This is a genomic window from Aliivibrio fischeri (assembly GCA_038993745.2).
Classification (GTDB): Bacteria; Pseudomonadota; Gammaproteobacteria; order Enterobacterales; family Vibrionaceae; genus Aliivibrio; species Aliivibrio fischeri_B.
In genome coordinates, this window is the sequence record CP160629.1 from 144,710 (window position 1) to 160,318 (window position 15,609).

The 15,609-nt window shown below is 37.3% G+C and carries 17 protein-coding genes and 1 pseudogene; 7 read left to right on the top strand and 11 right to left on the bottom strand.

The genetic code is table 11. From position 1 onward, the window contains the following. The first annotated feature begins 179 nt into the window (after window positions 1-179). The 3 genes and pseudogenes from AAFX60_000645 to AAFX60_000655 all read left to right on the top strand — a co-directional run bounded on the left by AAFX60_000645 (window position 180) and on the right by AAFX60_000655 (window position 1,566). Window positions 180-635, top strand: a complete 456-nt coding sequence (locus AAFX60_000645) for a hypothetical protein (protein ID XDF77779.1) — start codon at window positions 180-182, stop codon at window positions 633-635. Between the two features lie 110 nt (window positions 636-745). Next, window positions 746-1,488: pseudogene (gene mutM, locus AAFX60_000650) on the top strand (bifunctional DNA-formamidopyrimidine glycosylase/DNA-(apurinic or apyrimidinic site) lyase). Window positions 1,489-1,494: 6 nt separating this feature from the next. Beyond that, entirely contained in the window at window positions 1,495-1,566 is a 72-nt protein-coding gene (locus tag AAFX60_000655) for a zinc finger domain-containing protein (GenBank protein XDF78867.1), read from the top strand. On the opposite strand, the gene AAFX60_000660 is transcribed toward AAFX60_000655, so the two are convergent. The 5 genes from AAFX60_000660 to AAFX60_000680 are packed head-to-tail and all read right to left on the bottom strand — an operon-like array spanning window position 1,545 to window position 5,610. Next, on the bottom strand, window positions 1,545-2,498 hold the full coding sequence (locus tag AAFX60_000660) for a glycosyl transferase family 90 (protein ID XDF77780.1): 954 nt from the start codon (window positions 2,496-2,498) through the stop codon (window positions 1,545-1,547). The two genes, AAFX60_000655 and AAFX60_000660, sit on opposite strands and share 22 nt — an antisense overlap. Beyond that, window positions 2,495-2,977, bottom strand: coding sequence for a pantetheine-phosphate adenylyltransferase (gene coaD, locus AAFX60_000665; GenBank protein ID XDF77781.1), 483 nt, complete (start codon window positions 2,975-2,977; stop codon window positions 2,495-2,497). Before coaD ends, AAFX60_000660 begins: the two co-directional genes overlap by 4 nt. Beyond that, a complete protein-coding gene (locus AAFX60_000670) occupies window positions 2,970-3,767 on the bottom strand; it encodes a glycosyltransferase family 2 protein (protein XDF77782.1) in 798 nt (265 codons plus the stop codon). Before AAFX60_000670 ends, coaD begins: the two co-directional genes overlap by 8 nt. Further along, window positions 3,764-4,534 carry a glycosyltransferase family 2 protein gene (locus tag AAFX60_000675; protein XDF77783.1) on the bottom strand — a complete coding sequence of 257 codons (771 nt, stop codon included), beginning with the start codon at window positions 4,532-4,534 and terminating at the stop codon, window positions 3,764-3,766. Before AAFX60_000675 ends, AAFX60_000670 begins: the two co-directional genes overlap by 4 nt. Window positions 4,535-4,554: 20 nt before the next feature. Then, complete coding sequence (locus AAFX60_000680; GenBank protein ID XDF77784.1) at window positions 4,555-5,610, bottom strand: glycosyltransferase family 9 protein; 1,056 nt, start codon at window positions 5,608-5,610, stop codon at window positions 4,555-4,557. Window positions 5,611-5,803: 193 nt separating this feature from the next. Here AAFX60_000680 and AAFX60_000685 point away from each other — a divergent pair, with 193 nt between their 5' ends. Next, window positions 5,804-6,493 (top strand): 3-deoxy-D-manno-octulosonic acid kinase, encoded by a 690-nt coding sequence (locus AAFX60_000685; protein ID XDF77785.1) that lies wholly within the window; start codon window positions 5,804-5,806, stop codon window positions 6,491-6,493. Window positions 6,494-6,527: 34 nt separating this feature from the next. On the opposite strand, the gene waaA is transcribed toward AAFX60_000685, so the two are convergent. The 6 genes from waaA to rfaD all read right to left on the bottom strand — a co-directional run bounded on the left by waaA (window position 6,528) and on the right by rfaD (window position 12,583). Next, window positions 6,528-7,781: a lipid IV(A) 3-deoxy-D-manno-octulosonic acid transferase gene (gene waaA / locus AAFX60_000690; protein XDF77786.1), complete on the bottom strand. Its 1,254-nt coding sequence runs from the start codon at window positions 7,779-7,781 to the stop codon at window positions 6,528-6,530. Next, a complete protein-coding gene (locus AAFX60_000695; GenBank protein ID XDF77787.1) occupies window positions 7,781-8,467 on the bottom strand; it encodes a glycosyltransferase in 687 nt (228 codons plus the stop codon). The genes waaA and AAFX60_000695 overlap by 1 nt, the downstream gene beginning before the upstream one ends. Continuing rightward, the gene (locus tag AAFX60_000700) at window positions 8,457-9,800 is read right to left on the bottom strand and encodes an O-antigen ligase family protein (protein ID XDF77788.1); all 1,344 of its coding nucleotides are present in this window, start codon (window positions 9,798-9,800) and stop codon (window positions 8,457-8,459) included. The genes AAFX60_000695 and AAFX60_000700 overlap by 11 nt, the downstream gene beginning before the upstream one ends. After that, window positions 9,755-10,777 (bottom strand): lipopolysaccharide heptosyltransferase II, encoded by a 1,023-nt coding sequence (gene waaF, locus AAFX60_000705; GenBank protein ID XDF77789.1) that lies wholly within the window; start codon window positions 10,775-10,777, stop codon window positions 9,755-9,757. Before waaF ends, AAFX60_000700 begins: the two co-directional genes overlap by 46 nt. Continuing rightward, window positions 10,777-11,496, bottom strand: coding sequence for a glycosyltransferase family 25 protein (locus AAFX60_000710; protein XDF77790.1), 720 nt, complete (start codon window positions 11,494-11,496; stop codon window positions 10,777-10,779). Before AAFX60_000710 ends, waaF begins: the two co-directional genes overlap by 1 nt. A gap of 145 nt (window positions 11,497-11,641) precedes the next feature. Then, complete coding sequence (gene rfaD, locus AAFX60_000715) at window positions 11,642-12,583, bottom strand: ADP-glyceromanno-heptose 6-epimerase (GenBank protein XDF77791.1); 942 nt, start codon at window positions 12,581-12,583, stop codon at window positions 11,642-11,644. A 379-nt stretch (window positions 12,584-12,962) separates the two neighbouring features. Here rfaD and AAFX60_000720 point away from each other — a divergent pair, with 379 nt between their 5' ends. The 3 genes from AAFX60_000720 (at window position 12,963) to AAFX60_000730 (ending at window position 15,592) form a co-directional block, all read left to right on the top strand. Further along, window positions 12,963-14,396, top strand: a complete 1,434-nt coding sequence (locus AAFX60_000720; protein XDF77792.1) for an MBL fold metallo-hydrolase — start codon at window positions 12,963-12,965, stop codon at window positions 14,394-14,396. A gap of 73 nt (window positions 14,397-14,469) precedes the next feature. Next, the gene (locus AAFX60_000725; protein XDF77793.1) at window positions 14,470-14,817 is read left to right on the top strand and encodes a four helix bundle protein; all 348 of its coding nucleotides are present in this window, start codon (window positions 14,470-14,472) and stop codon (window positions 14,815-14,817) included. Window positions 14,818-14,935: 118 nt separating this feature from the next. Next, window positions 14,936-15,592: a TetR/AcrR family transcriptional regulator gene (locus tag AAFX60_000730; GenBank protein ID XDF77794.1), complete on the top strand. Its 657-nt coding sequence runs from the start codon at window positions 14,936-14,938 to the stop codon at window positions 15,590-15,592. The last annotated feature ends 17 nt before the right edge of the window (window positions 15,593-15,609 follow it).

Here is a 15,609-nt window from a genome sequence, read left to right on the forward strand (position 1 = left end):
GAGAGTTCAGATCGTTACGCTTGCAGAATTTAGAGGTACTTGTTTTAATCTTCCTGAAACCTCGATCTTGCTCTTATCGTTTCTAGTTAGCGAAGCGTATAGTCTCTAGAACTCGCCTCTTCTCGAATATCGAGAGAAGCCTTCTCGCTTCTAGTCCCAGCTCTTAAAAAGGATTTAAAATGAAAAAAACACCACGTCGCAAATACAACAACATGCTGATCATCTTCGTGTTGCTTTTCATTGCAGTACTTCAAGCTCCTCAGCTAATAAAAACATATTTAATAGAACCAAAAGAAAATATTGAAGTAGTTGAAGGTATTAAGCCGTTATTTGAAGGTGAAAATGCGATTCAAAAAATGCATTTTTCAGAATACGATTTAAGCGCTAATACTTCAGAGCAAGAGAGCCAACTCATTGAACGTTGGTTTACGCTAGAAGGAACCCTTCTTAATGATGATTCAGTAAAAGCATTAAAAGAAAAGTTACCCGCTCCAAGCTCTGTTGAAGTCTGGCTTGAAGATCAAGAAGAGCCTCAACGAATTACTATTTACCAAGCTCCAAGTTTTTGGATGATGCAAAATTGGGAAGGTGAGTGGATCGCAGTAAGTGCGGAAGAAGGGTATTTGTTTAGGTAAGAGCAGGGACGAGAGGCGAGGACGTTGCGCTTGCAGGCTTCAGGAGTGCTTGCTTTTGATTTTCCTGAAACCTCGATGTTCGTCCCTCAAATTATAAAAAAGGATTTAAAATGCCAGAACTACCAGAAGTAGAAACCAGTCGCCTAGGAATCACCCCACATCTGCAAGGTCAGACAATTAAAGCTATTGTGGTTAGAACGGATAAGCTTCGTTGGCCAATTCCTCAAGAATTGCAAAAATTAGTTGGACAAAGAGTTCAGTCAATTCGTCGCCGTGCAAAATATTTAATGATAGATACCCCGAAGGCAGTGCGATTATTCATTTAGGAATGTCGGGCAGTTTACGAGTTTTAGATGAAGAAGTGCCGTCAGCAAAACACGATCATGTTGATCTAGTCTTAGAAAATGGCAAAGTTCTTCGTTATAACGATCCACGCAAGTTTGGCGCTTGGTTATATTCTGAGGTAGGTGTAGCGCATCAAGTGCTTTCGAAGCTAGGGCCTGAACCACTAACAAATGAATTTAATAGCGAGTATTTTGCAGAGAAAGCCAATAATAAAAAAACCGTAGTGAAACAATTTATAATGAACAATGCTGTAGTGGTGGGTGTTGGTAATATTTATGCCAGTGAATCCTTATTTATGGCTCAAATTCATCCTAAAACGCCGGTAGGTTCATTAAAAGCGTCTCAGATTACTGTTCTTGTGGCTGAAATAAAAAAAGTGCTAGAAACCGCAATTAAGCAAGGTGGAACAACACTAAAAGATTTTAATCAAGTTGATGGCAAACCTGGCTATTTTGCACAGGAATTGAAAGTGTATGGGAGAGCAGGGAAAGAGTGCCCAGTTTGCTCTAGTAAAATAGAAGAAGAGAAAATTGGGCAACGGAATAGTTTTTGGTGCGGAAAGTGTCAGTTTTTAGCTGAAGGTTGACCTGATAAGTCAAAATATTTTTGAGCAACTAAAAGGGAGATTAATTTCTCTCTTTTGCTGTCTTTAAATTGTTCAACCCATTGGTTAGCATTTTTAATGATCTCTAGAGCTTCATCTTCATGCTTTGTGTAATAATCCATTTTTTCAATTAAGTCTGAAAAATCATCTTTCACTTCAACAAAATGAATCCCCGCTTGTAGCTTTCCTTCCATAAACCAAGTTTCATAGCGTAGTTTTGGAGTGAAACATAGCGAGTTTGAAGACATAATCCATTTCAGGTTAGTTGCAACGTCCATGCCCTCTAAGCTTAAAATAAACTTATATTCCAACTGTTCTTCAATCGACATCGAAGGTAGAACGTAACCAAGTTGCTCTTCTGAATCGTCTTTTGTATCAACACGACCAATATTGCATTTTGGGTTGTTGAAATGAGTTGAAAGTAATAATCGACGATTTGGACGAAAGCCCGTTCCTCGCCATACCACAGCATCTTTCTTTTCTTGAAAGCTTTTATTGTCATTAATGAAGTTGTAGTGACGGATTGCATTTAGCTTTAATAATACTGATGCCGCATTATCCCCATCAATTGGTCTACTTTTTAAAAAGCTAGGCTCAGCTGGAACATCAATAACATCCCCATTAATGTAGTTAAAAAAGTAAGAAGGGCTAAACGCTTTAATTACCTTAAAGAGATCTAAGTAATAAGCACTGCCACCTGTTTTTTTAAATTGGCTAACTTGTGTCGCTTCTTGGTTATCTATAGAAAATGGAGCATCCAATTTATTGTAATAATTAACTCGCTGCTCAATATAGTCTTGATCAAATGAGGTTTTGCTTTGCAGCGTTTTTTTGCCAAGAGCTTGGAGAATAAAAGCAGGTATTATCGTAATGCTACCATTGGTAACATAATAACGAAATTTCTTTAAGCTCATTGTTTCACCTTTTGATAGATAGCTGAAGCTACGTATGGATGAGCAAATTGATCAATTTTACCGCCGTGGATAGCCGTTTCTCTTACGATGGTAGAAGATAAAAATCCATGCTCTTCAGGTGGCGTAAGGAAAATGGTTTCTAGCTCAGGCATTAGCTTTTTGTACATGGTGGTTAAGCCAAGCTCATATTCAAAATCCATCGTAGTGCGTAAACCACGAACTAAGATATTAGCTTGCTGATCTTTTGCTAAATCAACTAACAGTCCAGAAAAACCAACAACAGAGACATTATTCAAATGTGCTGTTGCTTGAACTAACATATCCACACGCTCCTCAAGAGAGAACATGGTTTTTTTACTTGGACTAAAGGCAACACCCACAACAACATGATCAAACATATTAGCCGCACGACTAATAATGTCTGAATGTCCGTGAGTTACCGGATCAAAGGTTCCAGGGTAAATAACACGCTTAGTCATGTTGCTCCTCAAGAAACTGATTAATACCTTGTTCACAACGAGTAAGTTTCTCTGTGATTGTTTTTTCCAAAATAGCGTCATTTTCAGCTAAAGAGGCACGAGAGTTTTCATTATGGAAAAGGTGATAGCCCACGCCTGAAAACTTCAGGTATAAACGACGTTTTTTCGCATTTAGCATACGAAGGACAAACTCACTATCTTCACGTCCCCAACCAACAAATTCTTGGTTAAAACCGTTTACTTCAATGACATCTTCGCGCCAAAAAGCCATATTACAACCACGAGTTGCTTTGTCGTTGTTTCTTTCATAAGAGAACATACGAGACAGCAAAGCACTTGTGATGCAGTTTTTACGGTTACGAATACCAGATGAAAAAATAGTTGGGACGGCACCGTCATTCATGATTTTTTTACTGAATGCTTCTTCGGTTAATACACGTCCGCCTTGAACAAACCAGCCTTTTTTAGCGACATGCTTATGAGATTGAACAAAAGAAGGAGATAACACCATATCACCATCAATCATCATAATATAATCACCAGATGCTTTTGCTATTGCTCTATTACGGCTCATTGAAAGCTGAAAACCATTGTCTTCATGCCAGCTGTGAATTAATGGAATAGGGAAAGTCTTTTGAATAGAAGCAACCATATCGATAGTATCTTGACGAGAACCATCATCGGCAACGATAACCTCATCTGGAAGTTCGGTTTGTCTAAGCACGCTATCAAGGACTGATTTCAATGCTTCTTTCCAGTTATAAGTAGTGATGATTAATGTCGTTTTCATTTCTTTTTTGCCTCTTCACGAAGGTAAAGATCGATATATTTAATAAAAGTAGAATGCGTAGCTAACCAAGCTAAAATGAAGCCATGTTTGCCATCTAAGAAACCACGCTTGATGATATACATCTTAATAAAACAACCCAGCGCATGAATTAATGCCGTGCTTAGCCCTGCTTTTTTCTTTCCTTCACGTTCATCCGTCCATGCTTTTAAGTAGCCGGTTGTTTTGTTGATGTAATGGTGCAAATTATCGTAAGTAAAATGCAGTAAACGACCTTTTAACTTTTCAACACGAACAGAGTCAGAAGTTACTACTTTCTCATGAACCAAAGCATCGTTATATTGAGCTTCATTTGTGCGATATAAGCGAAGAACCCAGTCAGGAGACCAACCCGAGTAATGAATTTCTTTACCAAATGCATCACTTAATCGATTCACTTTATAAGCGACATTAGGCCTGTTATCGCTGATTGCTTTTTGAATGTCCGCTTTTAATTCAGGTGTCACTCGTTCATCAGCATCAAGCCATAAAACATAGTCAGAAGTGATGTGTTGTTGTGCAAGTTGGCGCTGTTTACCAAATCCAGGCCATTCAGGGTTTACAAAAAATTTATCAGTAAACTGACGAGCAATGGCTTCGGTAGAGTCAGTACTACCAGAATCAAGGATAACAATTTCATCCACCCAACCTTGTACGGTTTCAAGGCAAGATTGTAGGTGGTTCGCTTCATTTTTAACGATAAGAGCGACGGTAAGTGTAGGTGTTGTCATTTATATGATTCTCATTAACGTTAGAGTGAAAAGTCGATAACTGCTTTATCAAACATGGCAATAACTTGCTCAGAGCGAATGCGATTCATTGCCTGCTTATCTTGAACACGAGTTCGCCATGATAATTCTGATTTATCTTTTCCTGTTTCAGCCTTAATTGCTTCATCATAAACCGTAACGACATAGTCACGATATTGATAAGGACAGGTGCGATCAGGGTTATGGTGCGCATATAAACCAATAATAGGGGTATTAACGGCATTTGCCATGTGTGCAGGACCAGTATCTGGAGCTATTACTAAATTGGCTTGCTTTAATAGCGCCAACATTTCTTTAAGTGAGCTTTTTCCTACTAAATTTTTAACAGGTGCATTTAAAAAAGATTCAATGTTTGCCGCTAAATCAATTTCAACTTGAGCCGGACTTCCAGCAAGTGTAATCGTCCAACCTTTAGATTGAGCATGATGGATGACATCAGCATAACCTTGAGCATTCCAATTTTTATAGGCTTTACTTGCTGCAGGAACAATGACGAGGTTCTTGTTATTAACATCAGAAAGTTGAGAAGATGCCCATGCATTATCTTCAGAACTGGTCGGAATATCCCACGTTGGGTTCGTGGTATTAATACCAAGCTCTTTTACAAAAGCGATTAATCCATCAAGTACATGTGGTTTTTGTGGAGAGGGCACTTTGTAGTTAGTAAATAGGGTTTGAAAGTCATTACTGCGTTCTTTATCAAAGCCTAATTTATATTTTGCTTTAATACCCAATGTTGCAACACTTGCTCGCAATGCGTATTGCATATGAAGAAGCGCATCAAAACGTTCATTTTTAAGTGTTTTCCACAATTGGGTATAGCCTTTCCAACCCAGTTTTTTATCAAAAACAACCACATTAATATTAGGTAGATCGCCAATTAAATGCGCTTCAAGTTTATCTGTAATCCAAGTTATTTTAGTTTCAGGCCATTGCTTTTGAATCATTTGAACAGCAGCAATGGTATTGCAAACATCACCAATAGCTGAGAGGCGTAAAATACACAAAGAATTAGGAGCTGAAGTGAATAAAGGCATAGAGATGTTAACCTAATAAGAATGAGTTAGAATTATGCTATTAACGGTCATAAATGTAAAATGGCATAGAGCATAGGATTCAGATCGGTCGCAAGCTCCCTTAAAGGGCTCAGGGGAGTTGTTGTTATTTTTGTCATAACCGAAAATACCCCTGAATCCTGCAAGCGAAGCGACCTGATCCCTTGGTTTTTATATGAAAACAATTAGAAATAAAAAACAGATCATTTGGTACGACGACTCTCTTCTTAGTGACTCACCAGAACAATGCTGTGATCCTGACTATTGGCAACAACAAAACAAAGTGATTGGTTCCGCGCAAGGTCGAGGTACAACTTGGTTTGTAGCTTTAGATAAAATGGATGCAGCGTTACGCCATTATCGTCGTGGTGGTTTATTTGGAAAAATCATTAAAGATCATTACATTTTTACTGGTTGGGAAAAGAGTCGTAGTTATCAGGAATTTCAGTTATTAAAGACTTTAAAAGAAGCGGGTGTTAACGTTCCAAAGCCTATAGCAGCAAGAACCATAAAACGAACGTTTTGTTATCAAGCTGACTTATTAAGTGAAAAGATCCCAAACGCGCAAGATCTTGTTTCTATCTTGCAAGAAAAGCCATTATCAAAAGAGATGTATCAAAAAATTGGTAATGAAATCCGAAAAATGCATGCAGCTCAAGTCAATCACACCGATTTAAACATTCATAACATTTTGATTGATGACAACGACAAAGTTTGGATTATTGATTTCGATAAATGCTATCAGCAGAAAGGCGATGACTGGAAGAAAAGCAATTGGCATAGATTAAAACGCTCGTTTGTAAAAGAAGTAACTAAACGAAATATTCATTGGAGTGAAGAAGAATGGGCTAGCTTAGAGAGCTAACCCATATGTAAATTAAGATTTTTTGGGTTTGGTATTAAAGCAAATTTAAGGTTTTAATTACTGCACCAGAGTTTTTTGAAATAAAGTCTTGTGCATTTTTCCCCATTCTCTCTGCATATTCTGGTTGAGTCATTAATTGCTTTAATAGGCTTGCCAGCTCTTCAGCAGAAGTGATAACTTTCGTTGCGTCTTCTTTGATTAGCGTTTCAGCTATCTCTAAGAAATTATAATAACTTGGGCCAGTAATGGACGGTTTAGCTAGTGCAGCAGGCTCAAGTAAATTATGACCACCCACTTTATCACCAAGTAAACTTCCGCCCATAAAGCAGATATCAGAAGCACCAATGAGCGTAAGCATTTCTCCCATCGTATCACCAAGATATATTTGACAATCTGGTGTTAATGTCTGATTTGAAGTGCGTTTAACAGTTTTAAAATCAGCGCCTTGGCAAAGCTCAAATACTGAATTAAAGCGCTCAGGGTGACGTGGAACTAAAATTAATAACGCATTAGGTATCTTATGCAATAAAGAGCGATGGGCCACTAGAACTTGCTCATCTTCACCTTTATGTGTACTGGTCGCAATCCAAATAGGGCGATCTTCTCCAAGTTGCTTACGAAGAATAACCCCTGATTCTTGTATTTGCTGCGTAATTTCGATATCAAATTTTACCGAGCCAGTCACATGCACTTTCTCAGGTTGAATACCAAGAGCAACGAAACGATCTGCATCATCTTTATACTGGCAACAAACATGAGTTAGGTGTTTACCAAGTAGATCAAATATAGGCTGTACTTTTTTGTAGCCTAAAAAGGATTTTTCAGAAAGACGAGCATTTAATACTGAAATAGGAATGCCAAATTTGGCAACGGTATGCAGCGTATTTGGCCACAGTTCTGTTTCCATAATTAGCATCTTTTCAGGTTTAGTCGCTTTTAAAAAACCACGAACCGCAAAGCAAAAATCAATCGGCATGTATCTGTGTTCAACCAAATCACCTAACTTTTCAATTTGCTCAGCGCCAGTACTTGTCGTCGTCGTGACAAGAATGGGTTGTTCAGGGTTTTGTTTCTTTAATGCTTTAATAATAGGAGCAGCAGCAATGGCTTCACCAACCGATACCGCATGAATCCATATTGGAGCCTGCGTTGTATTGAGTGATGGGGTACAACCAAAGTGCTCTTTCCATCGACGACCAAAAGCAGGCTTTCCTTCTTTTTTCTTATAAAGAGAATAGAGAAGTAAAGGAGAGATAAAGATTAAAAGTAAGCTATACAAAAAGCGCATTATTTTCTCTTTTTGAAAATATATTTTTGCCAAGTATATATTTTACCAAGTAATCCCATATGCTTAGATTTTAAATAAATCGCTTTTCTTGGATCTTTCCAGCTATGCTGAAACCAATGCACTAAGTATGAATTATCAGGAGTAGTAAATTCTTGTCCATTACCAAGATAGCAATAGAAGTATTCAACTGGGAAAATGAACGATTTCTCAATATCTTTCATCTTATTGTCAATTAAGGCATGAGTCATTATTCCCGGTCCCATATACAATGGAGAACTTAGAATTTTATGCTCGTAAAAATCGATAAGATTAGCCAAAATTTTTGATTCTTTTTGCGCATAAATACACGCTGTTCCAATCATAGACTCTGATTCATATCCAACAGCAAACTGGCATTCTTCAAACAACGGGAATGGATTTTTTTGCACAGTTACATCTGTATCTAAATACAGTCCACCTTCATGTTGTAATATCTTCAGGCGTAAATAATCCGTAACAAAAGCGAACAACCCACGCTTATAGCACTCTTTTGCAAACTCACATCCATCAATCCACTCAGTGATTAATGAGTCTTCTTCCGTCCATACTTTGTATTCATAACCCTGTTTTTTCCAGTCTTCAATACAAACTAAAGCAAGAGGGGTTAGCTTATTACCTAACCATATTGCATGGATTTTATTCTTCATTATAAAACCTTTTAATACTTGACGTTAAATATAATGAATATGTAGCAGCACAAAAAATGGTAAACATATAGAGCCCTGTTTTAAATAACCAGAAAGACTCAAACATATTAATTATAATAAAGTATGTGATAAATATAAGAATTAAATAGTAACTTTCGCCTTGGTCAAAATCCCGTACACTATATGCACTCTTAATTAAAGTGACACAAACAAACAATAATAAAGAAAAACCAAGTAAACCATATGAAACTAATATCTCAATATGACCATTATGTAAATGTGAAAAATTAGCTTTAATATGGTCAGGAATATTTTGTGATTCTTGAATTACTAAATTACGAGTATCTTCACCAAAACCAAGAATTGGATATTTTTTTATCCATGGAATTGATTCATACCAAAAATGAATTCTTGCACCAATGCTTGTATATGGAACAGTATCAATATTTCCTGATATAATTACTGAAAATACTGCAGATTCAGTATTTATTCTTTCTTCAATAACTGGTATTTTACTGATCAAAGAAATCGTAATTAAAAAAGAAAGAATAATAGCTATTTTTTTCTTAAAGTTTCCCTCTTTAATTATCTCATACCCAATATATAGAATCAGTATTAGGAAGATAGCCAACCAAACTTGTCTTGCTTTAGTTACAATTGCAATAAATATAAAAGGAGAAGTTATTAATAAATATAAAAAGACAGATAATAGTTTTGATTTAAAGCTACAGTTTGATTTTATTTTTTTTATTGCATAATAAGATGCTAATAATATAGCGCATCCAGCTAATGCAGCTGAGTGATTTGCATTAATAAAATTAAAATCGACTCTTTCTCCATTAAATCCATTGTAAATATCTAAAACGATATCAGAGGAATGAGTAAATAAAGTCATCAAAAGACCGATTAAAAATAGAAATAAAAAAGTTCTTATGTTTTTCAAGTCTGCTTTTAACCAATAAGCAATCATTATAAAAAAGAAAAGATTACCTAGAAAACCAATATTAGGGCTACTTTTAGCTAATGATGGGTCACTAACTATAGAGTTTGTCCAGCTTAGAATTGAAACAATAATGGATGCAATTAGAGATAAAAAGATCTTATCTTGAAAGAAATACTTACGATAAACATAAATTGCAAGTAGGCTACCAACAACGACACATGATTGGAAAATGTCTCCAATGTAACGGTTGGATTCTTTAAATAACACATAGCCAAATAAACAAAAAAGCATTATTTGTTGAAAATGATGGTTATTAATAAACCGCTCTAATTTAGATGCTTTTATCATAATATACGGATTACTTCTTTGTAGGAAAGTTCTTTCAAACACTTCAAATGACCTAGAGGACATTCACGCTTAAAACAAGGACGACACTCAATATCAGTGCTTACAATATCGACTTTTTCCGCTAATGGTGGTGTGTACTTTGGTGATGTAGAACCATAAACACCAACCACATGGCAGCCTACCGCAGCGGCAACATGCATTAAGCCAGAATCGTTACTTACCACGGTTTTACAAGCGGCAAGTAGATCAACCGCTTCAATTAAGCTTGTATCTCCAGCTAGGTTAAATATTGCGGCTTGGTTATCTGCATCCACTAAAGCTTTAATACTTTCAGTTGTCTCTTTATCTTTGGTTGAACCAAATAACCATACTTGATGGCCACGGTTAATCATTTCGTTAGCAACGGCTGCATAATGCTCAACAGGCCACTGTTTTGCAGGACCAAATTCAGCACCCGGGCACAAACCAAGAACGGGTTTATCAAGAGTTAAAGAAAACTTCTCTAGAGTGTTTTTTTGAATTTCCGCATCAATTGATAGAGCTGGGCGAGGTAAATTCTCTAATCCACCTAGTGAACTTGAATCAATCATTTCAGATTTAGGATGAGCTAATGCTACATAGCGCTCAACCATGTATTGGAATGCTTTTTTATTTGGACGTAAGTCGTTTAATAACCCATAACGCATTTCACCTTTCCAACCCGTACGAACCGGGATCCCTGCAAACCAAGGAATAAGTGCTGATTTTGCAGAGTTCGGGCAAATGTAAGCATGTGTATAGTTATTATTTTTTAACTCTTTACCAAGAGCACGACGGCCCAACAGATTGAAATCTCCATGACCAAGAGGCATTTCAATCGCTTGGTTAACCTCAGGCATTCTTTCAAGAATTGGTTTGCACCAAGCCGGTGCCATCACATCGATAATCGCTTCAGGATGCTGTTGTTTTAATGTGATATACAGTGATTGAGACATCACCATATCACCTACCCATGATGGGCCAATGATCAGGATTTTCATTACTTATTTTTCCAATGCAAACTTTTCATTAGGGATTCATAGGTACGAAACAGTTCAATATATATTTTATTGAATGGAGAAATACCGCTTTTGTCTTTACGTGTTGAACCTATCGTGGAAGTAATATCGGCACGCGTAAATAGGTCAGGTGAGACACTATAAGTTTGTACCTGATGTCGCCAAGGCTTTTCCATATAGTCATCGACAGGTTCCAAAAACGCTTGAGCATTATCAATAAAGCGTTGGGCTGCTTTAGGGCTAATGATATACGCTGTTGTACCGCAGGTTTTTTTCTTATAACCGCCAAGTTGAAACTCAGGGGTTAAATCTAGAATACGATGGAATGGAGACTTATGAGTTGCTGATAATTTGATGTAATCATAAGTTTGGATATGTTCAAAACTTAATTCAATTATCTGTTTGGCGTTTGCGATAGGGTCAACATTGTCTTCCATAATGACGATAGATTCATTTAAGGAAACGCATTTTTGCCACATCGCATAGTGGCTTGCAAAACAGGCGATTTCACTGGTTTTAAGTGAGTAGCCTTTACGTTTTTTTGTGGTAACAGGGCGAGCATGATCAGAATATTGAAAGTTTTCAATTGATCCATCAATTGCATCAAAAAACTCAAAAGAGATATCAAGAGCGTCTAAATGCTTTTGAATGCGCTCACGGCGATCAACCGAACGTTTTAAACTGACAACAAATACTTTCATATATCCTATATACCAGAAAAATTAAATTGGATGATTTTTAAGAAACTAGAAACGATAAGTTCAAGAGCAGTTGTAGTGCTCTTGAACTGATTTACGCTCTTACTCGCTCCTCGAGCGAAGCGTTCTCGTCTCTCGTCACTTAAATCTACTTATTAATCATCGCCATATATTCAGCAACACCATCAGCTACTGACTTAAACTCAACATCACAACCAGCAGCACGAAGCTTAGTTAGATCAGCTTGAGTAAACTCTTGGTATGCGCCTTTTAGGTGCTCAGGGAATGGGATAGTTTCCACTTCACCTTTACCGTGGTGTTTAATTACCGCTTCAGCAACAGCACGGAATGGTTCAGCACGGCCAGTACCACAGTTATAGATACCAGATACACCATTTTCCAAGAACCAAAGGTTAACCGCAGCTACATCACCAACGTAAACGAAATCACGTTTAAACTCGTCACTACCTTCAAACAGTTTAGGGTTATCGCCCGCATTCATTTGGTTATTTAAATGGAAAGCAACCGAAGCCATAGAACCTTTATGTTGTTCACGAGGACCATACACATTGAAGTAACGGAAACCCGTAATTTGAGATAGTGTTTCGTTATGCTCTTCAGCATCAGCCCATAGGCGACGAACGTAGTTATCAAACTGTTGTTTAGAATAACCGTAAACGTTTAAAGCACCTTCGTATTCACGTTCTTCGATAAACGTATCTGTTTCACCGTAAGTAGCTGCTGATGACGCGTAAAGGAATGGAATTTCACGCTCAATACAGAAATGAAGCAACTCTTTAGAGTACTCATAGTTGTTCATCATAATGTATTTGCCATCCCACTCGGTCGTAGCAGAGCAAGCACCTTCATGGAAAATAGCTTCGATAGGACCAAAGTCATCACCCGCCATAATTTGCGTAATGAAGTCTTCTTTATCCATGTAATCAGTGATATCAAGATCCACTAGGTTCTTGAATTTTTTACCATCTTTTAGGTTATCAACCACTAAAATGTCGTTAAAACCTTTGTCATTTAAAGACTTAACAATGTTGCTGCCAATCATGCCAGCGCCGCCAGTTACAATGATCATTTTGATACCACCGAAAAATAATATAATTGATTGAATTGTAGCAAAGAAAGGAATGAAAGGCAGCGGTAATTTTTAGACTAAATATTAGAAGTAAGTTTACTAGAGACTATACGCAATGCTAACTAGAAACGATAAGAACATGTTGTTATGAATGATTCATGAGATATGAACCGAAAAGCAAGTTGTAAGTTGGATGAATGAAATGGATTTGAGAAATATCAGATTTTTAATGGATAAAAATTGAGCTATAAAAGCTAAGAACCGAGACGCTAGAGTTAGTGATGTGTTTGATTATTTAGTATTACTTTCTTTTATAGTTTCTAGTCGCGAAGAGAAATAGGTAGCAAAGCGTATAGTTTATTTTTAGAAGGTATTCCCAATGTTCACACAATCACAAAACTCAAACCTGGAAATAAACCTCAAACATCATGGTGGAAAATTCGGCGTCACAGGCTCTTGCCATGAGCTCAGTATTAAGCACAACGGCAACAACCACGGAATCTTAATAGATTGCGGTTTGTTTCAGGGGAGAGATGCCAAAGATAAAAATGGAAACGAGAGAAAGCTCGATATTGAATTTCCCATCGCACATATAAAAGCGCTCATTCTTACTCATACACATATCGATCACATTGGGCGACTGCCTTGGTTATTAGCAAAAGGTTTCAAGCAACCCATCTACTGCACCCCAGCAACAGCAGAGCTCGTACCGCTCATGTTAGATGATGGATTAAAACTGCAACTAGGATTAAACAAAGGTCAAAGAGAAAGAGTATTAGCATTAATAAGAAAACAGATAAAACCCATCCCATACAACCAATGGCACCGAATTAAGCTCATTTCTACAGTTAAATCTTCTAGCTCTTCCTCGCCCCTCGAAGCGAAGCGTCCTTGTCCCTCGTCCCTTTATCTCCGTTTCCAACCCGCAGGCCATATCCTCGGTTCTGCTTATGTCGAAATTAAACTTCCCAACAATGAAATCATCGTATTTTCAGGTGATTTAGGGCCATCAAAAACGCCACTATTGCCTGACCCAACGCCACCGAAACGAGCCGATCTATTAGTCATAGAAAGTACTTACGGCAATAAAATTCATAACAGCGTAGAAACCAGATCTATTCGTTTACAACAAATCATCGAGCGTTCATTAGAGGATGGGGGAGCCATTATTATTCCTGCATTTTCTGTGGGCAGAACTCAAGAGCTACTGTTTGATATAGAGCACCTAATTCATCATAAAAAAATAGACTCAAAAATCCCCATTATTCTTGATTCACCATTAGCCAATAAAGTAACCAAACAATATCGACGTTTTAAAAAATTATGGAGTAAAGAAGCCACAACTAAGTTAAACAATCATCGTCATCCACTTAATTTTGAGCAATGCATCGTTATCGAAAGCCACAAAGAGCACATGAAAATAGTCAATCGACTAAAAAGCACTGCAGAGCCATGCATTATTGTCGCCGCAAGTGGCATGTGTGCCGGAGGTCGAGTCATGAATTACCTTGAAGCATTATTACCAGATAAACGAACCGATATTATTCTTGCAGGTTATCAAGCTAATGGAACGTTAGGGCGAGATCTTCAAAACCAAGAACATCAAGTATGGATAGATAACCAACCGATTGATGTTAATGCGCAAATCCACACCATGTCTGGATATTCTGCCCACGCCGATCAATCTGATTTGATTAAGTTTGTTGAGGGAATAGAAGAGGGAAGAAAAGAGATAGTAGTGGTGCATGGGGAGGACGATGTGCGTAGGGAGTTTGAGAGGGTTTTAGAGACTAGAAACTATACGCTGCGCTAGCTAGAGACGATAAGAGCGGGTATGTATATCGGCGAGAGTTATTTAATCATTTATACAAAATAAAGGTGAAAATGTGTTATTTGAAAAGTTGAAGATATGGCAGCGTTCTGCTCGGTTAGCTTGCGATGTTATTGAATTATTTGAAGCAAATAAGAATTATGCATTAAAAGATCAAATTTTACGTTCTTCGTTATCTATTCCATCAAATATATCAGAGGGTGAAGAGAGAGAAACGCTTAAAGAAAAAATACGATTTTATTATTATGCAAAAGGTTCATGCGGAGAGTTACTTACACAGCTATTAATTGCAATTGAAACCTCAAGCGTACCAAAAGAACCCGCTCTTTTATTGGTTAAAGAAACAAGAGAAATCGCAAAGGTGATTGCAACCATTATCCAAAAGGATAAAAGAAATAACTGAAAATACTGGCTTTTGATCTTATAGTCTCTAGCTAGCGCAGCGTATAGTTTCTAGTCTCATATGCTTTTTTCAGTTACAATTTTAAATCATTTGAATTTATTTGGCGCGGGAAAGAGCAATGAAAACAAAAGATAGAATCATTCACGGTGCCTTAACCCTTTTTAATGAAAACGGTGAGCGCAGCGTAACAACCAACCATATTGCAGCGCATCTTGAGATAAGCCCGGGCAACCTGTATTACCACTTCCGTAATAAAGAAGAGATCATCAGCGGCATCTTTGATAACTACGCAAAAGAGCTAAAAACTCGATTCCAACCAATGGCAGAAGATCAACAATTAAATATGCCAAGCGTTCAGGTTATGCTGAGTTACTTAGATTCAATCTTTGAATTGATGTGGAACTACCGTTTTTTTTACGCCAACCTACCTGATATTTTGAGCAGAGATGAAATACTAAAACAAAAATACACTAAAGCTCAGCTTGCATTACACGATAACTTAATAGCAATCATGAATAATTTTCGTGATTCTGGTTTAATCACGCTCGAAGATGATGAGCTACAAGCGTTAACTAAAACGCTGCACCTAGTTGCATCATGTTGGATAAATTATCAGACAGCCTTACTTTCAGACAAAGAGATAACAGAAAATATTATCTATCAAGGTATGCTACAGATGCTAAATGTAGTTAGGCCAATGGCGACAGAGAAAGGTAGAGATCAGATATTGACGTTAGAAGCGCATTATAAAGAGAGGCTATATAATTCAGAATAGTCGCAAGTCTCCTTGTA